Source organism: Streptomyces sp. NPDC034111, from assembly GCF_055575375.1.
The window spans coordinates 63,629-87,144 of record NZ_JBVIST010000009.1; the positions used below are offsets into that span (position 1 = coordinate 63,629).

The window sequence follows — 23,516 nt, forward strand, 5'->3', positions numbered from 1 at the left end:
CGCCCGCCACCGGGGCGGCCGGGGGCGGGGCCGAAGCTCCCCTGGCGGTGGCTCAGTTGTCGAGTTCCTCGGCCAGCGCGCGGAGCGCGAGGCGGTACGAGCCGATGCCGAATCCGGCGACCGTACCGCTGGCGACGGCCGCAATGACCGAATTGTGGCGGAACTCCTCGCGCGCGTACGGGTTCGAGATGTGCACCTCGATGAGCGGGGCGGTGCGCTGGGCCGCCGCGTCCCGCATGCCGTACGAATAGTGCGTGAAGGCACCGGGGTTGATGACGACCGGAATCGATCCGTCCGCGGCCTCGTGCAGCCAGCGGATCATCTCCCCCTCGTCGTTGGTCTCCCGGACCTCGGCCGCGAAGCCCAGCTCCGTGCCGAGCCGGGTGCACTCCTCGACCAGCCCGGTGTAGGAGGTGGATCCGTACACATCGGGCTCACGGGAGCCCAGCCGGCCGAGGTTGGGACCGTTGAGGACGAGCACCCGCCGGGTCTTGCCGCTCGTACCGCTCATGCCGCTCACGCCGCGATCTCGGCGTGAGCGGCGAGCAGCATGGCCGGGTCCGGGCCCTCCAGGACGGTCGGCTTGGCCAGGCCGTCCAGGACAATGAAGCGCAGCCGGTCGCCGCGGGACTTCTTGTCGACCTTCATCGTCTCCAGCAGCTTGGGCCACTGGTCGCCGCGGTAGGTCAGCGGCAGTCCGACGGAGGCGAGGACGGTGCGGTGCCGGTCGGCGGTGGCGTCGTCCAGGCGGCCGGCGATCCGGCCGAGTTCGGCGGCGAAGACCATGCCGACGGAGACCGCCGCGCCGTGCCGCCAGTTGTAGCGCTCGTTCTTCTCGATGGCGTGCGCCAGGGTGTGGCCGTAGTTGAGGATCTCGCGCAGACCGGACTCCTTGAGGTCCGCGGAGACCACCTCGGCCTTGACGCGGATGGCCCGCTCGATCAGCTCGGCGGTGTGCGCACCGTCCGGGCGCTTGGCGGCCTCCGGGTCCGACTCGATCAGTTCGAGGATCGCCGGGTCGGCGATGAAGCCCGCCTTGATGACCTCGGCGAGACCGGAGACGTAGTCGTGCACCGGCAGGGTGTCGAGCGCCGCCAGGTCGCACAGCACACCGGCCGGCGGGTGGAAGGCGCCGACGAGGTTCTTGCCCTCGGCGGTGTTGATGCCGGTCTTGCCGCCGACCGCGGCGTCCACCATGCCGAGCACGGTGGTCGGTACGGCGATCCAGCGCACCCCGCGCAGCCAGGTCGCGGCCACGAACCCGGCCAGGTCGGTGGTGGCGCCGCCGCCGACGCCGACGATCACATCGCTGCGGGTGAAGCCGGACTGCCCCAGCGCCTTCCAGCAGTACGCGGCGACCTCGGCGGTCTTGGCCTCCTCGGCGTTCGGCAGCTGGATGGCGATCGCCTCGTAGCCCTGGGAGGCCAGGTCCTCGCGCAGTGCCTCGCCGGTGGCGGCCAGCGCCTCCGGGTGCAGCACGGCGACCCGCTGGACTCCCCCGCCGATCAGGCCGGGGAGTTCACCGAGCAGCTGCCGCCCGACGAGCACCTCGTACGGGTCGGTGCCCGCCGTGCCGCCGACCTGGATACGGGTGGCCTCCGTCATGCCTGTTCCTCCCTGTCGGCGGTCCGCGGGACCTCACCCGCGTCCGGTCCTAGCTCCAATGCGTCCCAGATCGCCTCGACGACCTGGCCGGGGGTGCGCCCGCCGGTGGCGATCACGGCGCGCGCCACCTCCGTGTACAGCGGACGGCGCCGCTCCATCAGCTCGCGCCACTGCTTGCGCGGGTTGACGGCGAGCAGCGGGCGGGGGGCGTCGAGGCCCACCCGCTTGACGGCGTCGGCGAGTTCGACGTCCAGGAAGATCACCGGCAGCCCGGTGAGCAGCTTACGGGTGCCGTCGTCCATGATCGCGCCGCCGCCGAGCGCGAGCACGCCCGGGTGGGCGTCGAGCGCGGCCCGCACCGCCTCCCGCTCCAGCTCGCGGAAGTACGGCTCGCCCTGGTCGATGAAGATCTCGGCGATCGGCCGGCCGGCCGTGGCGACGATATCCGCGTCGGTGTCCCGGTAGCCGACGCCCAGCCGTTCGGCCAGCAGCGCGCCCACCGTGGACTTGCCGGCGCCGGGCGGGCCGACCAGCACGACGACCGGGGACGTCACTTGATCGCCAGGTTGTCGAGGAAGCCCTGGATGTTGCGGCGGGTCTCGGCCACGCTGTCGCCGCCGAACTTCTCCACCACCGCGTCGGCGAGCACCAGGGCCACCATCGCCTCGGCGACGATGCCGGCCGCCGGGACCGCGCAGACGTCCGAGCGCTGGTGGTGCGCCTTGGCCGCCTCGCCGGTCGTGACGTCCACGGTCGCCAGGGCACGCGGCACAGTGGCGATGGGCTTCATCGCGGCCCGCACCCGCAGCAGCTCGCCGGTGGTCAGCCCGCCCTCGGTACCGCCGGAGCGGCCGGTGCTGCGCCTGAGGCCGTCCTCGGTGGCGACGATCTCGTCATGCGCCTTCGAACCGGGCACCCGCGCCAGATCGAAGCCGTCGCCGACCTCGACGCCCTTGATCGCCTGGATGCCCATCAGGGCGGCGGCCAGCCGGGCGTCCAGACGGCGGTCCCAGTGGACGTGCGAACCCAGCCCCACCGGCACGCCGTAGGCCAGCACCTCGACCACACCGCCCAGGGTGTCGCCGTCCTTGTGGGCCTGGTCGATCTCCGCGACCATCGCCTTGCTCGCCTCCGCGTCCAGGCAGCGCACCGGGTCCGCGTCCAGCTGCGCCACGTCGGAGGGCTTGGGGTAGACCCCGTACGGGGCCTTGGCCGCGGCCAGCTCGATGACGTGCGAGACGATCTCGATGCCGGCGGTCTCCTTCAGGAAGGAGCGGGCCACCGCGCCCAGCGCCACCCGCGCCGCGGTCTCCCGCGCCGAGGCACGCTCCAGGATCGGGCGGGCCTCGTCGAAGCCGTACTTCTGCATACCGGCGAGGTCGGCGTGACCGGGGCGGGGCCGGGTCAGCGGCGCGCTACGGGCCAGGGCGGCCAGCTCCTCCTCGTCCACCGGATCGGCCGCCATCACCTGCTCCCACTTGGGCCACTCGGTGTTGCCGACCATCACCGCCACCGGCGAACCGAGCGACAGACCGTGCCGCACCCCGCCCAGGAACGTGACCTCGTCCTGCTCGAACTTCATCCGGGCACCGCGTCCGTAGCCCAGCCGGCGCCGCGCCAGCGCGTCCGCCACCAGCTCCGTGGTGATCGGGACCCCGGCCGGAAGGCCCTCCAGCGTCGCCACGAGTGCGGGGCCGTGCGACTCCCCCGCCGTCAGCCAGCGCAACCTGCTCAACGGTGCTCCTCATGTACTGCTCATCCGCGTACGGTCTCCCCCTGATCCTCCCACGTCACGCGGGAGAGGCGGCGGCCAGTCCAGGAAGCGGACCGTCCGCCGGACGGGAGCCGTCCGGTGATCAGCGGGCGGCGAGGGCCGCCTCACCGGCCCGGCGCATGGCGGCCAGCGGGGCCGGCGACCGTCCGGTCATCTGCTCCACCTGAAGGACGGCCTGGTGGACGAGCAGGTCGAGGCCGCCGACGACCGCGCCACCACGGTCGGACCAGGCGGTGGCCAGCGCCGTCGGCCAGGGCTCGTAGAGGACGTCGAAGAGCGTGCCGGGCCGGTCAGGGACCGCGGCGGCGAGCGCGTCGGTGGTGCCCGCCGGGGTGGTGGCGATGGTCAGCGGGGCCGTGAACGCCTCCGCGGCGTCCGCCCAGGGGGCGGTACGGACCCGGACGCCCAGCCGCTCGCCCCAGCCGCGCATCTCCTCGGCCCTGGCCTCGCTGCGCACGTACGCGGTGACCTCGCCGGTACAGATCTGCGCGAGCGCGGCGAGCGCCGAGGAGGCGGTGGCGCCGGCGCCCAGCACCGACGCCCGCTCGACCCGCTCCACCCCGCGCTCACGCAGCGCGGCGCGCATACCGGGGATATCGGTGTTGTCGCCGAGCCGCCGCCCGTCGGCCGTGCGGACAACGGTGTTCACCGCCTCGACCGAGGCCGCGGTGGGGGTGATCTCGTCGAGCAGCGGGATCACCGCGCGCTTGAGCGGCATGGTCAGGGAGAGCCCTGCCCATTCCGGGCCGAGCCGCGCCAGGAAGGCGGGCAGCGCGTCCTCGTCGACCTCGAAACGGTCGTACGTCCAGTCGGTCAGGCCCAGTTCCGCGTAGGCGGCGCGGTGCAGGACCGGGGAGAGCGAATGGGCGATCGGGGAACCGAGAACCGCGGCGCGACGTGTGGGACTCATTGCTCGGCTTTTCCGTGTTCCTTCAGGTAGATGCGGCGGTTCCGCTCATGCTCTTCGTTCGTCACGGCGAACAGCGTCTTTTCCGGGCTGATCGAGACGAAGTAATACCAGTCGCCCTTGGCCGGGTTGATGGCCGAATGGATCGCGACCTCGCCCGGGTTGCCGATGGGCCCCGGCGGCAGACCCTTGAACTTGTAGGTGTTGTAAGCGTCGTTGAAGTTCCGCAGATTGTCGACGGAACCGGTGTCCAGGGTGCTGCGGGACCGGGCGTAATTCACCGTGGAGTCGAAGTCGAGCAGCCCGTAGGTCTCGGTGTTGTTCGGCTTGAGGCGGTTGTAGACGACGCGGGCGACCTTGACGAAGTCGTGCTTGTACTTGCCCTCGGCCTGGGTGAGGCTGGCGACGGTGAGCAGTTGGAGCGGCGACCGGAGGCTGAGCTTGCGCGCGTTCCCTTCCAGGTCGTACTTCTCGTACACCTGGTTGGCGCGCGCCACCATCTGTTTGAGGACCGCGGCCGGCTTCGCGTTGTCGCCCACGCTGTACGTGGACGGATAGAGGAACCCCTCCAGCGGGTCCTTTATCTTCGCGTTGTCGTCGGCCCAGGAGGGCAGGCCGAGGCTCTTGGTCTCGTGCTCGGCGACGTTCTTGGTCGTGCCCGTCTTGAGCTTGAGCTTTTTGTCGATGAGCGCATAGACCTCTTTGGCACGCAGGCCCTCGCGGATGGTGAGTCCGTTGCGGCTCTTGGGGTCCAGCATCAGCTCGATGGCCGCGGCGGCCGACATCTGCTTGCGCAGCGAATACGTCCCGGGCTGGAGCAGCGTCGCCTTCTTGTTCTCCTCGGCGGCGTCGGTGAAAGCACCGGCGCTCTTGATCACGCCCTGTTTCGCGAGGATCTGACCCATTTCCGAAATCGGCGAACCGGGCGGGATGTCGACCTGTACGGCGCCGGACCCTTCACCCTCGTAGTCGGGCGACGCACCGAAATGGGCCATGAAGAAGTCATAGCCGAAATAGCCGACGGCGCCGACCGCTCCGGCGAAGACCAGGGTCACCACCAGGCAGGCGGTGCCACTGCGCCGTTTCTTCTTCTTGTTCTTCTTGCCGCTGCGCTCGCGGTCGCCCCGGCCCTCGCCCGGATCGTCGTCGGGCCGGTCGTCCTCGTCATCGTCGGCGAAGAACGGGTGTTCCGGCTCCGGTCGCCGCGGCGGCTCCGGGTCGGCCCGCCAGTCGTCGCCAGCGGGTTCGGCGTCGCCGTAGTGCGGTGCGGGCCGCTGGTCGTACTGCTGCGGCGGGTACTGCTGGTGCTGCTGAGGCGCCTGGTGCTGCTGAGGCGACACCTGCTGCATCTGCTGGGTCTGGGGGGCCTGGTGGGCCTGCTGCTGGTAGGCGTCCTGGTGGCCGTAGTAGTCCTGGGACGTCCCGGCGTACGGATCGGCCGGCGCCTGCTGCTGGGCATAGGGGTCGTACGGGTCGTACGGGTCGTACGACAGCTGCCCGTTGCCGGAGCCGTCCCATCTCGCGTCGTACTGCTGCTGGGGGTGCTGCTGGGGACCTCTGTACTGCGGTGGGGCGGACTGCTGCGGGGCGGACTGCTGCTGCCCGCCCCATTGCGGCTGCTGCTCCTGGCGTCCGTAGGGACCCTGGTCTCCGTAGAGCGGGTCCTCGGGATGCCACGGTTCGGAGCCGTAGCCCCGGCCATACTCGGTCATCGATCCCCTAGAGCCGAGAGGCGGTGCGCTCCGTCCTGGCAGCGCGCTTGCTGTACCGACCCGCCTCTACTTGCACGTGCGGCTGTTCGAACCACCGCCACATCGCGCGGCACGTTACCGTATCGCGATCAGATGACCACTTCGACGCACTCGCCCGGAGGTTCCCCGGAGGTGCGTTCGGTCTCCAGCGCGCTCTGGAGAATGACCACCGCAGCGGCCTGGTCGACCACCGAACGGCCCTTCTTGCTGCGCACGCCGGAGGCCCGCAGGCCCTGGGTCGCGGTGACCGTCGACATCCGCTCGTCGACCAGCCTGACCTCTACGGGTGCGATGTTCTTTGCCAATTCCTGAGCAAAAGCGCGCACCTTGGCCGCGGCCGGCCCCTCTCCCCCACTGAGGGAGCGGGGCAGGCCGACCACGACCTCCAGCGGCTCGTACTCCTCGACGATCGCCCTGAGCCGTCGGTGCGCTGCCGGGACGTCACGCCCCGGCACGGTCTCGACGGGGGTGGCGAGGACCCCGTCGGGGTCGCACGAGGCGACCCCGATACGGGCATCCCCGACATCCACGGCGATACGTCTGCCGCGTCGCATGTCGCTCACGCGGCTCAGGCCGCCTCGGCCACAAGGCGCTCGACGGCCTCGATGGCCTCGGGCACCGCGGCGGGGTTCTGCCCGCCGCCCTGGGCGACGTCCGGCTTGCCGCCGCCACCGCCGCCGAGCGTCTTGGCGGCCGTACGGACCAGGTCACCGGCCTTGATGCCACGCTCACGGGCGGCCTCGTTGGTGGCGATGACCGTCACCGGGCGTCCGTTGGCGACCGAGAACAGGGCCACGACGACGGCGCGGTCACCCTGGATCCGGCCGCGGACGTCGAGGACGAGCTTGCGCAGGTCGTCGGCGGAGGTGCCGTCCGGGACCTGGCCGGTGGCCAGCGCCACCCCGCGCACGTCCTTGGCGCCCTCGGCCAGTCCGGCCGCGGCCTGGAGCACCTTCTCGGCGCGGAACTTCTCGATCTCCTTCTCGGCGTCCTTCAGCTTGGCCAGGACACCGGAGATCTTCTCCGGCAGCTCCTCAGGGCGCCCCTTGACCAGCTCGGTGAGCTGCGAGACGACGGTGTGCTCGCGGGCCAGGAACCGGTAGGCGTCCACGCCGACCAGGGCCTCGACCCGGCGTACGCCGGAGCCGATGGAGGACTCACCGAGCAGCTTCACCAGGCCCAGCTGGGCGGTGTTGTGCACATGCGTGCCGCCGCACAGCTCCTTGGAGAAGTCGCCGATGGTGACCACGCGGACCCGGTCGCCGTACTTCTCGCCGAACTCGGCGATGGCGCCCTGCTTCTTGGCGTCCTCCATGCTCATGACCTCGGCGTGCACATCGAGCTCACGGGCCAGCACGTCGTTGATCTTCTGCTCGACATCGGTGAGGACGGTGCCGGGCACGGCGGTCGGCGAGCCGAAGTCGAAGCGGAAGCGGCCCGGGGAGTTCTCCGAACCGGCCTGGGCGGCCGTCGGGCCGAGGGCGTCGCGCAGCGCCTGGTGGGTGAGGTGGGTGGCGCTGTGGGCGCGGGCGATGGCGCGCCGGCGGGTGACGTCGATGGCGGCGTACGCGGAGGCGCCGAGCACCACCTCGCCGACCTGGACGACGCCCTTGTGGACCGTGACGCCGGGCACCGGCTGCTGGACGTCGCGGACCTCGACGACGGCGCCGGAGTCCAGCTTGATCCGGCCGGTGTCGGCGAGCTGGCCGCCGCCCTCGGCGTAGAAGGGGGTGCGGTCCAGGACGACCTCGACCTCGTCGCCCTCGTGGGCGGCGGGGGCCGGGACGCCGTTGACCAGCAGGCCGACGACGGAGGACTCGCCCTCGGTGGCGCTGTAGCCGGTGAACTCCGTGGAACCGGACTTGTCGGCGACCTCACGGTAGGCGGACAGATCGGCGTGGCCGCTCTTCTTCGCCTGGGCGTCGGCCTTGGCGCGCTCCCGCTGCTCCTTCATCAGACGGCGGAAGCCGTCCTCGTCCACCGACAGGCCCTGTTCGGCGGCCATTTCGAGGGTGAGGTCGATCGGGAAGCCCCAGGTGTCGTGGAGCAGGAAGGCCTTGTCGCCGGGCAGGACCGTGCCGCCGGCGGCCTTGGTGTCCGTCACGGCGGTGTCGAGGATGTTGGTGCCGGCCTTCAGCGTCTTGACGAAGGCGGCCTCCTCGGCGAGGGCGACCGTCTCGATGCGGCGGCGGTCCTCCAGCAGCTCCGGGTACTGCTGGCCCATCGTCTTGATGACGACGTCCAGCAGCTCGCCGACGACCAGGTCCGTGGCGCCGAGCAGCCGCATGTTGCGGATGGCGCGGCGCATGATGCGGCGCAGGACGTAGCCGCGGCCCTCGTTGCCGGGGGTGACCCCGTCGCCGATCAGCATCGTGGACGTCCGCATGTGGTCGGCGACCACGCGCAGCGAGACGTCGGTGTCGTGCGAGTCGCCGTAGCGGACGCCGGTGAGCTCGGTGGCCTTGTCGATGACGACGCGCAGGGTGTCCGTCTCGTACATGTTCGGGACGTCCTGGAGGATCATCGCCAGGCGCTCCAGGCCGAGCCCGGTGTCGATGTTCTTGCTGGGCAGGTCGCCGAGGATCTCGAAGTCCTCCTTGCCGCGACCCGCACCGCGCTCGTACTGCATGAAGACCAGGTTCCAGATCTCCACGTACCGCTCGTCGTTGACGGCCGGGCCGCCCTCGACGCCGAACTCGGGGCCGCGGTCGTAGTTGATCTCCGAGCACGGGCCGCAGGGGCCCGGGACGCCCATGGACCAGTAGTTCTCCTTCATGCCCAGGCGCTGGATGCGCTCCTTGGGCACACCGACGACCTCGTGCCAGATGCGCTCGGCCTCGTCGTCGTCGAGGTAGACGGTGATCCACAGACGCTCGGGGTCGAGGCCGTAGCCGCCGTCGGCCTGCGAGCCGGTCAGCAGCTCCCAGGCGTACTTGATGGCGCCTTCCTTGAAGTAGTCGCCGAAGGAGAAGTTGCCGCACATCTGGAAGAACGTGCCGTGCCGGGTGGTCTTGCCGACCTCTTCGATGTCCGGCGTACGGACGCACTTCTGGACGCTGGTGGCGCGCGGGGCGGGCGGCTTGACCTCGCCGAGGAAGTACGGCTTGAAGGGGACCATGCCCGCGTTGACGAGCAGCAGCGTCGGGTCGTCCGCGATGAGCGACGCCGACGGCACGACGGTGTGCCCGCGCTCCTCGAAGAAGCGCAGCCAGCGGCGGCGGATTTCAGCCGACTCCATCAGTGGTCCTCTTTTCCAGTCGGTCCGGTCAGACCGTTCGGTCCGGTTGTTCTCGTGGTTCGGTACTGCGGTTCGAGCACCGCGCGGCGCGGCGCGGGCAGCTCGCGCACCTCGTCCGGTGCGCTTCGTGGACTGGGCGCCACGTCAGCCCGAGCGCCCGGCCCGCTGAGGCCGAGGGCGTCGTGCAGTTGCTCTTCACGGTCCGCCATTCCGGCCCGTACGTCCAATGCAAATTGGCGCAGCCGGTGTCCGGTCTCGACGGCCTTGTCCGCGGCCTGCGCGGCGAGGCTGTCGGGCTGGAGCTTGCGCAGCTTGCGGTGGACCTTGTTGGTGGCCCACACCCCGGCGGCGGCGCCGGTGGTGAACCAGAATGCGCGGCGGAACATCGCGGTGATCAGTCCTTGGAGCGGCGGTTGCGGCGCCCGCCGCGGCGGGCGCCGGGCAGGGTACGGCCGACGACGACGGTGCGCTTCGACTCCGGCTCGCCCTTCTTGCCGATCGCCCGGCGCACGCCGTAGCCGAACGCGGCCACCTTGACCAGCGGTCCGCCGAAGGCGGAGGAGACGGTCGAGGAGAGCGCGGAGGCGTTGGCGGTGACCTCCTGGACGTCGGCGGCGATGGCATCGACGCGGGCCAGCTGGGTGTGTGCGGAGCGGACCGTCGCGGACGCGTCGGCGAGGAGCGGAACGGCCTGCTCGGACACCTCGGCCACCATCTTGGTGGTCGCCTTCAGCGTCTGCGCGAGCCTCACCAGCACGAGGGCGAGGAACGACACAAGGATCGCCCAGAAGACGGCCACGAGGATCCCGGCCACCTCTCCACCGGACACGTTGGCACCACTCTCCGACTGGTTCGGTCTTCTCTCGTCCTGCTCGAACGGCAACCTCGACCTTATCGCGCCGTGACTGTCCGTCCGTACCCCGTTCCCGGCGCCGCGCACGGCCCACGGGCGGGCACCCGAAGGCGTGATTGTACGGTCTGCATCGCGCCGAGTACGCTCCGTGTGCCATGCGACGCTTCACGCGCTCCGGGCCCGCCTCCGGCCCCTCGCCCGACCGCCCCCGGGCGCCGGGAAGGCCGGGCAACCTCCCCGCGGAACTGAACCGCTTCGTCGGCCGTGCCGACGAACTGGCCGCGCTGGCCGGGCGGCTGGCCTCCGACCGGCTGGTCACCCTCACCGGCTTAGGAGGGGTGGGCACCTCACGGCTCGCCCACCATTCCGCAGCGATCTTGCAGGATCGCTTCTGCGATGGGGTGTGGCTGGTCGAACTGGCCTCCCTGCACGAGCCGCACCTCCTCGACCACGTGGTCGCCGGGGCGCTGGCACTGGCCGAGCCCCGCACCCGCCCGGTCCGTACCGCGCTCCGCGAGCACCTGGCCGACCGTGAGCTGCTGCTCGTGCTGGACGGCTACGAGCACCTGGCCGACGCCTGCGCCGAGCTGACCGTGGAGCTGCTGCGCCGGGCCCCCGGGCTGCGGGTGCTGGCGGCCGGCCGGCGGCCGCTCAGGATCACCGGCGAGCAGATCCTGCCACTGGCCCCGATGAACGCCGCGGACGCCGTCGCGCTGTTCACCGACCGCGCCGCGGCCGTCGTCGCCGGTTTCGAGGTCGGGCCGTCCAACGAGGCCGCGGTCGGCGAGCTCTGCCGGCGCCTGGACGGCGTTCCGCTGGCGCTGGAACTGGCCGCGGGCCGGCTGCGCGCCCTCTCCGTCGACCAGGTGCTGCACCGGCTCGACGACCCCTTCCCGCTGCTGGCCGGCACCGCCCGCGGCGCGCTGCCGCGCCACCGGTCGCTGCGCTGCGCCATCGGCTGGAGTCATGAGCTGTGTACACCCCAGGAGCGGCTGCTGTGGGCCCGGCTGTCGGTGTTCGCCGGGCAGTTCGACCTGGAGGCGGCGGAATACGTCTGCTCGGGCCCGGAGCTGCCGGCCGATGAACTCCTCGACGTCGTCACGGAGTTGGTCGCCCAGTCGGTGCTCGTACGGGAGGAGACCGCGGCCGGGGTGCGCTACCGGATGCTGGAGACCGTACGGGCCTACGGCGCGGGCTGGCTGGCCGCGACTCAGGACGGCGAACGGCTGCGGCGGCGGCACCGCGACTGGTATCTGGGGCTGGCCACCTGGTGCGAGCTGGACTGGTTCAGCTCCCGCCAGGCCGAGATCGCCGCCCGGATCGAGGCCGAGCTGCCCAATCTGCGTATCGCGCTGGAGCAGAGCCTGGACAGCGCCTCCGATACGCATCTGGGCCAGTATCTGGCGGGCACGCTCTGGTTCTACTGGGTGGGCTGCGGACGGCTCTCGGAGGGCCGGCACTGGCTGGACCGGGCGCTGGAGCTGGAGAGCGACCACGACGACGCACGGCTGAAGGCGCTGTGGGTGACCGGCTATGTCGCGGTCCTCCAGGGCGACACCGTGGGCGCGCTGGGGGCGCTACAGGAGTGCAGTGCGGAGGCCGAGCGGACCGGCAACGCCACCGCGGCCGCCTGTGCGCTGCACCGCACCGGCTGTCTGGCGCTGGTCTGCGACGACATGCCGCGCGCCGAGGAGCTGCTGCGCGGGGCGCTGGAGCGCTACCGGGAGATCGGCGAGCTCAACAGCAATGTGCTGCTGGGGCAGGTCGAGCTGGCGATGGCGGTGGCCTTCCGTGGCGAGCCGGCGGAGGCGGTACGGCTGTGCCAGGACGTGCTGGAGGTCTGCGAGGACCACGGCGAACGCTGGACCCGGGCGTATGCGCTGTTCGTGCTGGCCTACGCGGCGTGGTCCGGCGGCGAGACCGGCCGGGCGCGGGAGCTGCTGGAGGAGTGTCTGCCGATCCACCACGCCTTCCACGATCTGCTGGGGGTGGTGCTGGCGATCGAGCTGATGGCCCTGGTGGTGGCCGGTGAGGGCGATGCGGAGGAGGCGGCGGTGCTCCAGGGCGCCGCGGGGCGGATCTGGCCCTCCGTGGGGCTCCCGCTGTTCGGCTCGCGCTACTTCAGCCGGCCGCATGCGCTGTGTGAGCAGCAGGCCCGCCGTCGGCTGGGGGACGGGCGCTATGAGCGCGCGCTGCGGACCGGCGGACGGCTCGATCTGGACGCGGCGGTGGCCCGGGTCCTGCCGGCCGCCGGCCGGCTGCCCGCGCAGCGCCGTACGGTGCGGGTCACCCCGCCCGCCACGAACGAGACCGCCGCCTCCCCCTCCGCGAGCGGCGGGGAGACGGCGGGCTGAGGTGGTGCTGCGCCTGCGGCGGTGCTTAGCGGGCGTAGTACTCGACGACCAGCTGCTCGTCGCAGATCACCGGGATCTCCTTGCGGTTCGGGTCCCGGTCGAGACGGAACGCCAGAGCCGGCAGGTTGACCTCGAGGTAGCGCGGGGTCTCGCCGTCGGGGGCGTAGCCACCCTCACGCGCGACCTGGAAGGGGTGCTTCTCGCGGCTGCGCTCGCGGACCATCACGACGTCGCCGGGGCGGACGCGGAAGGACGGCTTGTCGACCTTGCGGTCGTTGACCGAGATGTGGCCGTGGACGACCATCTGGCGGGCCTGGTAGATCGTGCGGGCGATGCCCGAACGCAGGACGAGCGCGTCCAGACGGCGCTCAAGCTCGATGATCAGCGCTTCGCCGGTCTTGCCTTCGACCTTCCGAGCGCGGTCGTAGGCGCGCGCCATCTGACGCTCGCTGATGTCGTACTGCGCGCGCAGACGCTGCTTCTCCAGCAGACGGACCTTGTAGTCACTGTTCTGCTTGCGGCCACGGCCGTGCTCGCCGGGCGGGTAGGGACGGGCCTCGAAGTACTTGACGGCCTTCGGCGTCAGCGCGATGCCGAGCGCGCGGGACTTCTTGACCTTGGGACGCGACTGGTTCACGTGGAACGGACCTCCGTGTAAGTTAGGTGAGGCTTACCTTAGCGCGAGGAGAACGCATGTTTCGACCTGGGATCCCCCTGCCCGGTGCTGGTCAGAGCACGGAGGCGGGTCAGCCGCGTCCCAAGGAAGACGCCCAGCAGCCCTCTGCCGCCGAGCGCGTACGAACCCTCGTCGAGTCCCATGGTATGGCGTCCCTGAGCATTCCCGGAGTCGAGGACCCCGACGAGACGGGGCTCTCGGCGCCGGTCTGCCGGACCGTGACACCCGGCGGAGACGTGCTGTTGCTGGTCCCTGGGGACTCTGCGGCGGCCCGGGCGGCCGCGCACGCGCAGGACGACGATCTGACCGCCGTGATGGAGATCACGGATGTGGCGCCGGTTTCGGTGCCCCATCGCATCCGCGGACGGGCCTGGGTGGCCGGCTGGCTGACCCCGGTACGCAACGAGCAGCGCGCCGAGGCGGCCATGCTGCTCGCCGAGCGGCACCCCGTCGGCGAACTGCTCGGTCTCGGTGAGGCGCTCCATCCGGACCCGGCACCGGGCCTGTACGGGCGGGCCGCCTGGATGATGCTGCGCCTGGAGGTCGGCGAGGGCGCGGTGGACGATCTGTGGGGCACCGAGCCCTTCGAACCGGACGACTTCGCCGAAGCGGCCCCCGATCCGCTGGTCGCGCACGAGGCGGAGCTGCTTCAGCATCTGCACGCGGCGCACAGCGAGCAGGTCCGCGGGCTGTGCACCCTGCTGGGCGAGCGCGGTCAGGTCTGCGGGATGCGCGAGCGGGCCGTGCCGGTGGGCCTGGACCGCTTCGGCCTCCGGGTCCGCTTCACCGACGCCGCACAGCAGTCCTTCGACGCCCGCTTCGACTTCCCCGAGCCCGTACGGGACGTGGTGGAGCTACGACGGGCGATGCACCAGCTCTTCGAGGCGGCGGGCGGGTAGCGGAACCGATGGCGGGTGGCGGACGGCCGCCGGCGCCGGGCTATTCGGCGGCGCCCTCGCCGGAGCCGCCGCGCAGCCGGGCGCGCACCCGCTCGGCCACCTCGGCGTAGCGCGCCTCCGCGCCGTGCCGGGTGGGCTCGTAGTAGCGCCTGCCGTGCACCTCGTCCGGGGCGTACTGCTGGGCCGCGATACCGCCGGGGAGGTCGTGCGGGTACTGATAGCCCTGGCCGTGGCCGAGCTTCTGGGCGCCCTTGTAGTGGCTGTCGCGCAGATGCATCGGCACCGCGCCGGCCCGGCCGGCCCGGACGTCCGCCAGCGCGGCGTCGATCGCCGTGTAGGCCGCGTTCGACTTCGGTGCCAGGGCGAGCGCGATGGTGGCCTGGCTGAGCGTGATCCGCGCCTCCGGGAAGCCGATCATCGCCACGGCCTGGGCCGCGGCGACCGCCGTCTGGAGGGCCGTCGGATCCGCCAGGCCGATGTCCTCGCTCGCCGAGATCATCAGCCGACGGGCGATGAACCGCGGGTCCTCCCCCGCCTCGATCATCCGCGCCAGGTAGTGCAGCGCGGCATCGACGTCCGAGCCGCGGATGGACTTGATCAGCGCGCTGGCGACGTCGTAGTGCTGGTCGCCGTCCCGGTCGTACTTGACCGCGGCCCGGTCGACCGACTCCTCCAGGGTCTGGAGGGTGATCTCCTTCTCCCCCTTGGCCAGCGCGGAGCCGGCGCCCGCCTCCAGGGCCGTCAGGGCCCGCCGGGCGTCACCGCCGGCGATCCGCAGCAGATGCGCCTCGGTGTCCTCGGGGAGGGTGACCGCACCGGCCAGCCCCCGGGCATCGGTCAGCGCACGCCGCAGCAGCCCGCGCACATCCTCGTCCGTCAGCGGCTCCAGCGTCAGCAGCAGCGAACGGGAGAGCAGCGGGGAGATCACCGAGAAGTACGGGTTCTCGGTCGTCGCGGCGATCAGGGTGACCCAGCGGTTCTCCACGGCCGGCAGCAGGGAGTCCTGCTGGGCCTTGCTGAAGCGGTGGATCTCGTCGAGGAAGAGGACGGTCTCCTTGCCGAAGCCGCCGGAGGCCCGCCGGGCGCCGTCGATGACCGCACGGACCTCCTTGACGCCGGCGGTGATCGCGGAGAGCTCCACGAAGCGCTTGTTCGTCGCCTGGCTGACCACATACGCGAGGGTCGTCTTGCCCGTCCCCGGCGGCCCCCACAGGAACACCGAGGAAGGCCCCGCCGGACCCCCTTCGCCCTCGCCGACCAGGCGGCGCAGCGGCGAGCCCGGCTTGAGCAGATGCTGCTGGCCCACGACGTCGTCGAGGGTGCGCGGACGCATCCGGACAGCGAGCGGAGACCCCGCAGGGTCCTTCTCCTGGCGGTCTTCGGCAGCGGCGGTGAACAGGTCGGGCTCCACGATCACGAGCCTAAGCCACCCCACTGACAACGCCCCGGCCCCGTCATGGACGGCGACCGGGGCGCGGGCGGCTTCACGCCGGATCCGGAGCTCCCTACAGGAGGCTGCTCCAGTACGACCACCACCGGGTGAGGATCAGCAGCCCGATCACGCCGTACCAGAGCACCGGTACGACCCAGTGGAACTCGACGACCGCGTTCCGCACGCCCTCGGGGGCGGGGATGATGCCGTGCTTGAGGTTGTGCGCGGTGGTGTACCAGAACATCAGGATCGTGACGCACCAGGTCAGCGTGCACCACAGGCACAGCGCGTTGATGCTGTACAGCGACTGGACCATCAGCCACATGCAGAAGACCGCGGCGAGCCCGGTGCCGATGTTCAGCCCGATCCAGTACCAGCGGCGGAAGCGGGCGCCCGCCAGCAGGGCCATGCCGATCGCGATGACCATGCCGAAGCCGACCAGCCCGGCCATCGGGTTGGGGAACCCGAAGACCTCCGCCTGCTTGCTCTGCATGACGCTGCCGCAGGAGATGATCGGGTTGAGGCTGCACGCCGGCTTGAAGTTCGGGTCCTTCAGCAGCTCGAACTTGTCCAGCGTGATGACCCAGGCCGCCAGGGCCCCGAGCGCACCCGTGATCACCAGCAGCAGCGCCAGGCCGCGGCCCGAGCCGATGGTGGTGTCCGCGTCGCCCGTGTGATCGTCGTCGATGGACACGTCGTCAACCGCTGTCGTCGTCATATGGCCGTTCCGTCGGTCGGTGGGAGATGAGGCCGGGCGGACCCGCGGGACCGCGGGCGCGCCCTTCATTGTGCCCCAACTCCACAACACACCACCGTTCGCTGCGCATAAACAGACAGCATCCGAACGGGATGAATCCGCGGACGGACCGTTGACGGCGCCCCGCTCGCGGGGCGCCGCCGGACCGGCCTCAGCCCAGCCTGCGCCGGACCTCATCGGCCACCGCATCCAGGGCCACCGGGGTCTGCTCGCCGCTCTCCAGGTCCTTGAGCTGGACCATGCCCTCGGCCAGGTCCCGCTCGCCCGCCACCAGCGCCAGCCGCGCGCCGGAGCGGTTGGCGGACTTCATGGCGTTCTTCAGGCCCTTGCCGCCGTACGCGAAGTCGGTGGCGATACCGGCCCGGCGCAGCTCGGTGACCGTACCGAAGAGCACCCGGCGGGCCTCGTCGCCCAGCGGGACCGCGTACACCGCGGTGGTGGCGGGGATGTCGAGCGTGATGCCCTCCGCCTCCAGCGCGAGCACCGTACGGTCGACGCCCAGCGCCCAGCCGACGGACGGCAGCGCGGGGCCGCCGATCATCTCCGACAGGCCGTCGTAGCGGCCGCCGCCGCCGACCGCGGACTGCGAGCCGAGGCCGTCGTGGACGAACTCGAAGGTGGTGCGGGTGTAGTAGTCCAGGCCGCGGACCAGCTTCTCGTCGTCCTCGAAGGCCACGCCCGCCGCGGTCAGCAGCTCGCGCACCTGCTCGTGGTACGCCTTGCAGGCCTCGCAGAGGTAGTCGCGGAGCATCGGCGCCCCGGTCAGCTGCTTCTGGACCGCGTCGCGCTTGTCGTCCAGGACGCGCAGCGGGTTGATGTCGACCCGGCGCCGGGTGTCCTCGTCCAGCTCGAGCCCGCGCAGGAAGTCCTGGAGCGCGGCCCGGTAGACGGGGCGGCACTCCTTGTCGCCCAGGGAGTTCAGCAGGATGCGGAAGTTGCGCAGCCCCAGCGCGCGGTAGGCCTGGTCGGCCAGGATGATCAACTCGGCGTCCAGCGCCGGGTCCTCGGCCCCGATGGCCTCCGCGCCGACCTGGGAGAAGTGGCGGTAGCGGCCCTTCTGCGGACGCTCGTAGCGGTAGTACGAGCCGGAGTACCACAGCTTGACCGGCAGATTGCCGGCCTTGTGGAGGTTGGCCTCCAGTGCGGCGCGCAGCACGGACGCGGTGCCCTCGGGACGCAGCGCGAGCCGGTCGCCGCCCTTGGTCTCGAAGGCGTACATCTCCTTGGTCACGATGTCGGTGGACTCACCGACACCGCGCGCGAACAGCTCGACGTTCTCGAAGCCCGGGGTCTCGATGTAGCCGTACCCGGAGTTCTTCAGCGGCGCGGCGATCGCCTCGCGCACCGCGAGATAGGTGGCGGACTGCGGCGGAATCAGGTCGTACGTGCCCTTGGGGGCCTTGAAGGTGCTCACGGAAGCTCTCGTCACATTCCTCGTCGTGGAGCGGCGCGAAGGCCTTCTCCGAGGCCGGCGGCCACCTCCCGCAGGAAGGGGTTGGTGGCGCGCTCGCGGCCGATGGTGGTCTGGGGGCCGTGGCCGGACAGGACGACGGTCGAGTCCTCCAGCGGCAGGCACACACGGGCCAGCGACCGCAGGATCTCGGCGTGGTCGCCGCCCGGCAGATCGGTGCGTCCGATGGAGCCGGCGAACAGCAGGTCGCCCGAGAAGAAGACCGGCGGAACGTCGGCCTGCTCGGGCATCCTGAACGTCACCGACCCCTTGGTATGGCCAGGTGCGTGCGCGACGGAGAACTCCATCCCGGCGAGCTCCAGGACGGCACCGTCACTCAGCTCCTTGACGTCGTCCGGCTCCCCCACCGTCAGCTCGCCCATGAGCTGCTGACCGATGGACCGCCCGAGGGCCCGCTCCGGGTCGCTCATCATGTAGCGGTCCTCGGGGTGGATCCAGGCGGGGACGTCGTGCGCACCGCACACGGGGACGACCGAGGCGACATGGTCGATATGACCATGGGTGAGGACGACCGCGACGGGCTTGAGCCGATGCTTCCTGACGGCGTCCTCGACTCCTCGGGCCGCTTCGTGCCCCGGGTCGAGGATGACGCACTCCTCGCCGGCGGCGGGGGCGACCAAGTAGCAGTTGGTGCCCCAGGCTCCGGCGGGGAACCCGGCAATCAGCACGTTCGTCCTTAAAGGTCGGTGTGGGGGCGGACCACGCACGGCCGCTCCCGGACATCTCGGCAGCTCCAGAGCCTACCGGCGGGACTCCGTGCAGAGCGAACCCGTATACGGTACGGCCACGGCGCACCACAACGATCGATGATCGGACAAGGAGACGACCGGTGGTCAGCAAGGATCAGCGGCGGCGGCAGCTCGCCCGCGAGAAGTTCGAGCGTCAGCAGCAACGGCGGTCGGTGGCCGAGCGCAAGGCCAAGCGCCGCAATGTGGTCATCGCGTCCGCGGTGGCCGTCACACTGGCCGCCGGCGCCGCCGCCTACGCCTCGGCCGGACTCGCCGGCGGCAACGACACGTCCGACCAGGCGGCCCCGGCGCCCTCCAAGGCGAAGGACCCGTGCGGCAAGCCCGCCAAGGGCACGCCGTCGAAGAAGACCTGGAAGAAGGAGCCGGCGATGTCGATCGACACCTCGGCCTCCTACTCCGCGAAGCTGTCGACGACCTGCGGCACGATCGAGCTCAAGCTGGACGCGGCCAAGGCGCCGCACACCGTCAACTCCTTCGACTTCCTGACCCGCCAGGGCTACTTCGACCACAGCAGGTGCCACCGTCTGGTGGACGAGGGCATCCACGTCCTTCAGTGCGGCGACCCGACGGCCACCGGCAGCGGCACGCCCGGCTACACGCTCCCTGACGAGAACCTCAAGGACCCGCGGCTCAAGGGCGAGGTCTATCCCGCGGGCACGCTCGCGATGGCCAACAGCTACAACGGCAGGGACGAAAAGACCCGCAACTCCGGCGGCAGCCAGTTCTTCCTCGTCTTCCAGGACAGCAAGCTGCCCCCCAACTACACGCCGTTCGGCACCATCACCGGCGGTATGGACGTCCTGCGCAAGATCGCCGACGCCGGTGCCACACCCCCCGACCCGCAGACCGGCAACACCGCGCCCAACGCCACCGTCGTGATCGACAAGGCGACCGTCCAGAAGTCCTGAACCGCAGGCGAACCGCGGAATTGGGTCGCGCTGGATGCGGACAGCCGACCGCCGGTCGCCTAGATTGGCGTTGTGTAGGGTGCCTGCTCCGACGGCTGCCACCCTCACCCGCAAGACAGCCCGTCGGACCGGCCAGGGCGCGGCTCTGCCGGACAGAAACTGTGGACGATGCCGGGGGGCCGCACGCCCTCGTCGGCATCATGTGGAGGAGGCGCTGTGAGCAGCGACCCATGGGGCCGCGTCGACGAGACGGGGACCGTGTACGTGCGTACCGCCGACGGCGAGCAGGTCGTCGGATCGTGGCAGGCGGGCACTCCCGAGGAGGCCCTTGCCTACTTCGAGCGCAAGTATGAGGGCCTGGTCGTCGAGATCGGCCTCCTCGAGCGCCGGGTCAGGACCACCGACCTGTCGACGAAGGACGCGATGACCGCGATCGACCATCTGCGCCAGCAGGTCGACGAACACCACGCGGTCGGCGATCTGGACGCGCTCAGGAAGCGGCTGGACAAGCTCGTCGAGGCCGTCGAGTCGCGCCGCGAGGAGCGTAAGGCCCAGAAGGCCAAGCAGAGCGACGAGGCCCGGCAGGCCAAGGAGAAGCTGGTCACCGAGGCCGAGGAGCTGGCGGCCAGTGAGCAGTGGCGGGCGGCCGGTGAGCGGCTGCGCGCGCTGGTCGACATCTGGAAGGGCCTGCCGCGGCTCGACCGCAAGGCGGACGACGAGCTGTGGCACCGCTTCTCGCACGCCCGCTCGGCGTTCTCCAAGCGGCGCAAGGCGCACTTCGCGGCGCTGGACGCGCAGCGCGAGGAGTCCCGTAAGGCCAAGGAGAAGCTGGTCGCCGAGGCCGAGGCGCTGTCGAACTCGACGGACTGGGGCGCCACCGCCGCCCGCTACCGCGAGCTGATGCAGGACTGGAAGGCCGCCGGGCGCGCCCAGCGCGAGCACGAGGACGACCTGTGGAACCGCTTCCGCGGCGCCCAGGACGTCTTCTTCCAGGCGCGCGGCGAGGTCTTCGCGGAGCGCGACGCCGAGCAGCGGGAGAACCTGACCCGCAAGGAGGAGCTGGCCGTCGAGGCCGAGAAGCTGCTCCCGGTCTCGGACCTGAAGGCCGCGCGGGCCGCATTCCGTTCGATCAACGAGCGGTGGGAGGCCATCGGCCATGTCCCGCGGGACGCCCGCCCCAAGATCGAGGGCCGGATGCACGCCGTCGAGCGCGCCATCCAGGACGCCGAGGAGGCCGAGTGGCGCCGTACGAACCCTGAGGCGCGGGCCCGCGCCGCCGGGCTGACCGGCCAGCTCCAGGACGCCGTCGACAAGCTCCAGAAGCAGATCGACGCGGCCCGGGCGGCCGGCAACGACGCCAAGGCCGACAAGCTCGGCCGCGAGCTGGAGGGCCGTAAGGCGCTGCTGGACCAGGCGCTGAAGGGCCTGGAGGAGTTCGGCGGCTGACAGAAGTACGCACGAGGAGGGCCCCGGTACCTGTGTACCGGGGCCCTCCTCGTCGTACAGCGTTACGGCCTGCGGGCCGACGTCACGCGGTAGACGTCGTACACGCCCTCCACGCCCCGTACGGCCTTCAGGACGTGGCCCAGATGCTTGGGGTCGCCCATCTCGAAGGTGAAGCGGGAGGTGGCGACGCGGTCGCGGGAGGTCTGGACGGCCGCCGAGAGGATGTTGACGTGCTGGTCGGAGAGGACCCGGGTGACGTCCGAGAGGAGCCGGGAGCGGTCCAGGGCCTCGACCTGGATGGCGACCAGGAAGACCGAGGACTGGGTGGGGGCCCACTCGACGTCCAGGATCCGCTCCGGCTGCCGGGAGAGCGAGTCGACGTTGAGGCAGTCGGCGCGGTGCACCGAGACGCCGCTGCCGCGGGTGACGAAGCCGATGATGGGGTCGCCCGGTACCGGAGTACAGCAGCGGGCGAGCTTGACCCACACATCGTCGACGCCCTTGACGACCACACCGGGGTCGGCGCTGGAGCGGCGCTTGGAGCGCGGCCGGATCGGCGTCGACTCGGCGATGTCCTCGGTGGCCTCGTCCTGGCCGCCGAGCGCCTGCACCAGCTTCTGGACGACGCCCTGCGCGGCGACATGGCCCTCGCCGATGGCGGCGTAGAGCGAGGAGATGTCCGGGTAGCGCATCTCGTGCGCCAGGGTCACCAGCGAGTCGCCGGTCAGGATCCGCTGGATCGGCAGGTTCTGCTTGCGCATGGCGCGCGCGATGGCGTCCTTGCCCTGCTCGATCGCCTCGTCGCGGCGCTCCTTGGAGAACCAGCCGCGGATCTTGTTGCGGGCGCGCGGGGACTTGACGAAGCCGAGCCAGTCACGGGACGGTCCGGCACCCGGCGCCTTGGAGGTGAAGACCTCCACCAAGTCGCCGTTGTCCAGGGTCGATTCGAGCGGCACCAGCCGTCCGTTGACCCGGGCGCCTATCGTGCGGTGGCCGACCTCGGTGTGCACCGCGTACGCGAAGTCGACGGGGGTGGCGCCGGCCGGCAGCGCTATCACATCGCCCTTGGGCGTGAAGACGAAGACTTCGTTGCGGGAGAGGTCGAAGCGCAGCGATTCGAGGAACTCGCCGGGGTCCTCGGTCTCCTTCTGCCAGTCGAGCAACTGCCGCAGCCAGGCCATGTCGTTGACGGTGTCCTGGCCCTTGCCGGCCTTGCCGGCGGCGGACTTCGGTACGTCCGTACGGATCTTGGAGGCGCCGGCCACCGCTTCCTGCTTGTACTTCCAGTGCGCGGCGATGCCGTACTCGGCGCGGCGGTGCATGTCGAAGGTACGGATCTGGAGCTCAACGGGCTTGCCGCTGGGGCCGATCACGGTCGTGTGCAGCGACTGGTACATGTTGAACTTGGGCATCGCGATGTAGTCCTTGAACCGGCCGGGGACCGGGTTCCATCGCGCATGGATCGTGCCGAGGGCGGCGTAGCAGTCGCGGACCGTGTCGACCAGGACGCGGATGCCCACCAGGTCGTAGATCTCCGCGAAGTCGCGGCCGCGCACGATCATCTTCTGGTAGACGCTGTAGTAGTGCTTCGGGCGTCCGGTGACCGTCGCCTTGATCCGGGCGGCGCGCAGATCGGTCTGGACCTCGTCGGTCACTATCGCCAGGTACTCGTCCCGCTTGGGCGCCCGCTCGGCGACCAGCCGCACGATCTCGTCGTACATCTTGGGGTAGAGGATCGCGAAGGCGAGGTCCTCCAGCTCCCACTTGATGGTGTTCATGCCCAGGCGGTGGGCGAGCGGGGCGTAGATCTCCAGTGTCTCGCGGGCCTTCTTCTCCTGCTTCTCCCGCTTGAGGTAACGCATGGTGCGCATGTTGTGCAGCCGGTCGGCGAGCTTGATGACCAGGACACGGGGGTCCTTGGCCATCGCGACGACCATCTTGCGCACCGTCTCGGCCTGCGCGGCCTCACCGAACTTGACCTTGTCCAGCTTGGTCACGCCGTCGACCAGCAGCGCCACCTGGTCACCGAAGTCGCGGCGCAGGGTGTCCAGGCCGTACTCGGTGTCCTCGACGGTGTCGTGCAGCAGGCCCGCCATCAGCGTCGCGGGGTCCATGCCCAGCTCGGCAAGGATCGTGGTGACCGCCAGCGGGTGGGTGATGTACGGGTCGCCGCTCTTGCGCTTCTGGCCGCGGTGCCAGCGTTCGGCGACCTGGTAGGCCCGCTCGACCTGGCGCAGCGTCGCGGTCTCGATCTTGGGGTCGTTGCCGCGGACGGCCCGCAGCAGCGGCTCCAGGACCGGGTTGTACGGGCTGGAGCGCTGGACGCCGAGGCGGGCCAGGCGGGCACGTACCCGGTTCGGTGAGCCGGAGCGGCCGGCCGGGGTGGGCGGCAGCGGCTTGGGCGCGGCGGGCTGTTCGGCCTTGGCGGGCGGCTTCGGCGGGCGGGCCGGGCCGGGCGCGGGCCGGGGCGAGGCGGCGGGCCCCGGCTTAGGTGCCGGGCGGGGCCGGTCGGCGGGGGCATCGGCGGGCCGGCCGGCCGACGGCCCGGCCTGTGCGGTCCCGTCGGGCGCACCGTGCCGCTCGGGCTGCGGCGCGTCCGAGGCAGCCGTGTCCGTGGGCTTCGGCTCCGGGCGCGCGGCATCGGATCCCGCCGGACGCAGTCCGGGGGAGAGCGGCTGGGCCTCGTCTGGCAAGAG

At 71.1% G+C, this 23,516-nt stretch carries 20 protein-coding genes; 4 read left to right on the top strand and 16 right to left on the bottom strand.

Going from position 1 to position 23,516, the window contains the following annotated elements; genetic code table 11:
• Positions 1–52: 52 nt before the first annotated feature.
• The 10 genes from aroQ to ACZ55A_RS21515 form a co-directional block, all read right to left on the bottom strand.
• Positions 53–511 carry a type II 3-dehydroquinate dehydratase gene (gene aroQ, locus ACZ55A_RS21470; protein ID WP_468842245.1) on the bottom strand — a complete coding sequence of 153 codons (459 nt, stop codon included), beginning with the start codon at positions 509–511 and terminating at the stop codon, positions 53–55.
• 5 nt (positions 512–516) lie between these two features.
• On the bottom strand, positions 517–1,605 hold the full coding sequence (gene aroB / locus ACZ55A_RS21475) for a 3-dehydroquinate synthase (RefSeq protein ID WP_468842247.1): 1,089 nt from the start codon (positions 1,603–1,605) through the stop codon (positions 517–519).
• Positions 1,602–2,159 carry a shikimate kinase gene (locus ACZ55A_RS21480; RefSeq protein WP_468842250.1) on the bottom strand — a complete coding sequence of 186 codons (558 nt, stop codon included), beginning with the start codon at positions 2,157–2,159 and terminating at the stop codon, positions 1,602–1,604. Before ACZ55A_RS21480 ends, aroB begins: the two co-directional genes overlap by 4 nt.
• The gene (aroC, locus tag ACZ55A_RS21485) at positions 2,156–3,340 is read right to left on the bottom strand and encodes a chorismate synthase (RefSeq protein ID WP_468842252.1); all 1,185 of its coding nucleotides are present in this window, start codon (positions 3,338–3,340) and stop codon (positions 2,156–2,158) included. Before aroC ends, ACZ55A_RS21480 begins: the two co-directional genes overlap by 4 nt.
• A gap of 121 nt (positions 3,341–3,461) precedes the next feature.
• Positions 3,462–4,289, bottom strand: a complete 828-nt coding sequence (locus tag ACZ55A_RS21490; protein ID WP_468842255.1) for a shikimate dehydrogenase — start codon at positions 4,287–4,289, stop codon at positions 3,462–3,464.
• Positions 4,286–5,998, bottom strand: a complete 1,713-nt coding sequence (mltG, locus tag ACZ55A_RS21495) for an endolytic transglycosylase MltG (RefSeq protein ID WP_468842258.1) — start codon at positions 5,996–5,998, stop codon at positions 4,286–4,288. Before mltG ends, ACZ55A_RS21490 begins: the two co-directional genes overlap by 4 nt.
• Positions 5,999–6,126: 128 nt before the next feature.
• A complete protein-coding gene (ruvX, locus tag ACZ55A_RS21500; protein ID WP_468842662.1) occupies positions 6,127–6,591 on the bottom strand; it encodes a Holliday junction resolvase RuvX in 465 nt (154 codons plus the stop codon).
• Between the two features lie 14 nt (positions 6,592–6,605).
• Positions 6,606–9,275 carry an alanine--tRNA ligase gene (gene alaS / locus ACZ55A_RS21505; protein ID WP_468842264.1) on the bottom strand — a complete coding sequence of 890 codons (2,670 nt, stop codon included), beginning with the start codon at positions 9,273–9,275 and terminating at the stop codon, positions 6,606–6,608.
• On the bottom strand, positions 9,275–9,661 hold the full coding sequence (locus tag ACZ55A_RS21510) for a DUF6167 family protein (RefSeq protein ID WP_468842267.1): 387 nt from the start codon (positions 9,659–9,661) through the stop codon (positions 9,275–9,277). The genes alaS and ACZ55A_RS21510 overlap by 1 nt, the downstream gene beginning before the upstream one ends.
• A gap of 8 nt (positions 9,662–9,669) precedes the next feature.
• Complete coding sequence (locus ACZ55A_RS21515; RefSeq protein ID WP_468842269.1) at positions 9,670–10,104, bottom strand: DUF948 domain-containing protein; 435 nt, start codon at positions 10,102–10,104, stop codon at positions 9,670–9,672.
• Positions 10,105–10,283: 179 nt separating this feature from the next.
• On the opposite strand from ACZ55A_RS21515, the gene ACZ55A_RS21520 reads away from it, so the two are divergent.
• A complete protein-coding gene (locus ACZ55A_RS21520) occupies positions 10,284–12,482 on the top strand; it encodes an ATP-binding protein (RefSeq protein ID WP_468842272.1) in 2,199 nt (732 codons plus the stop codon).
• A 25-nt stretch (positions 12,483–12,507) separates the two neighbouring features.
• Here ACZ55A_RS21520 and rpsD read toward each other — a convergent pair whose 3' ends face one another.
• On the bottom strand, positions 12,508–13,119 hold the full coding sequence (gene rpsD, locus ACZ55A_RS21525) for a 30S ribosomal protein S4 (protein WP_468842275.1): 612 nt from the start codon (positions 13,117–13,119) through the stop codon (positions 12,508–12,510).
• A 185-nt stretch (positions 13,120–13,304) separates the two neighbouring features.
• Here rpsD and ACZ55A_RS21530 point away from each other — a divergent pair, with 185 nt between their 5' ends.
• A complete protein-coding gene (locus tag ACZ55A_RS21530) occupies positions 13,305–14,057 on the top strand; it encodes a DUF2470 domain-containing protein (protein ID WP_468842665.1) in 753 nt (250 codons plus the stop codon).
• Positions 14,058–14,097: 40 nt separating this feature from the next.
• On the opposite strand, the gene ACZ55A_RS21535 is transcribed toward ACZ55A_RS21530, so the two are convergent.
• The 4 genes from ACZ55A_RS21535 to ACZ55A_RS21550 form a co-directional block, all read right to left on the bottom strand.
• Complete coding sequence (locus tag ACZ55A_RS21535) at positions 14,098–15,468, bottom strand: replication-associated recombination protein A (protein ID WP_468842278.1); 1,371 nt, start codon at positions 15,466–15,468, stop codon at positions 14,098–14,100.
• A gap of 94 nt (positions 15,469–15,562) precedes the next feature.
• Positions 15,563–16,207, bottom strand: coding sequence for a vitamin K epoxide reductase family protein (locus tag ACZ55A_RS21540; protein ID WP_468842281.1), 645 nt, complete (start codon positions 16,205–16,207; stop codon positions 15,563–15,565).
• Between the two features lie 190 nt (positions 16,208–16,397).
• Complete coding sequence (gene hisS, locus ACZ55A_RS21545) at positions 16,398–17,660, bottom strand: histidine--tRNA ligase (protein WP_468842284.1); 1,263 nt, start codon at positions 17,658–17,660, stop codon at positions 16,398–16,400.
• A gap of 11 nt (positions 17,661–17,671) precedes the next feature.
• Positions 17,672–18,385 (bottom strand): MBL fold metallo-hydrolase, encoded by a 714-nt coding sequence (locus ACZ55A_RS21550; RefSeq protein ID WP_468842286.1) that lies wholly within the window; start codon positions 18,383–18,385, stop codon positions 17,672–17,674.
• Between the two features lie 161 nt (positions 18,386–18,546).
• Here ACZ55A_RS21550 and ACZ55A_RS21555 point away from each other — a divergent pair, with 161 nt between their 5' ends.
• Both ACZ55A_RS21555 and ACZ55A_RS21560 read left to right on the top strand, forming a co-directional pair.
• Positions 18,547–19,374, top strand: coding sequence for a peptidylprolyl isomerase (locus ACZ55A_RS21555; protein ID WP_468842289.1), 828 nt, complete (start codon positions 18,547–18,549; stop codon positions 19,372–19,374).
• A gap of 216 nt (positions 19,375–19,590) precedes the next feature.
• Positions 19,591–20,820: a DUF349 domain-containing protein gene (locus tag ACZ55A_RS21560; RefSeq protein WP_468842291.1), complete on the top strand. Its 1,230-nt coding sequence runs from the start codon at positions 19,591–19,593 to the stop codon at positions 20,818–20,820.
• Between the two features lie 62 nt (positions 20,821–20,882).
• Here the strand turns inward: ACZ55A_RS21560 and ACZ55A_RS21565 are convergent, their stop codons facing one another.
• Entirely contained in the window at positions 20,883–23,513 is a 2,631-nt protein-coding gene (locus tag ACZ55A_RS21565; RefSeq protein ID WP_468842293.1) for a RelA/SpoT family protein, read from the bottom strand.
• Between the last annotated feature and the right edge of the window lie 3 nt (positions 23,514–23,516).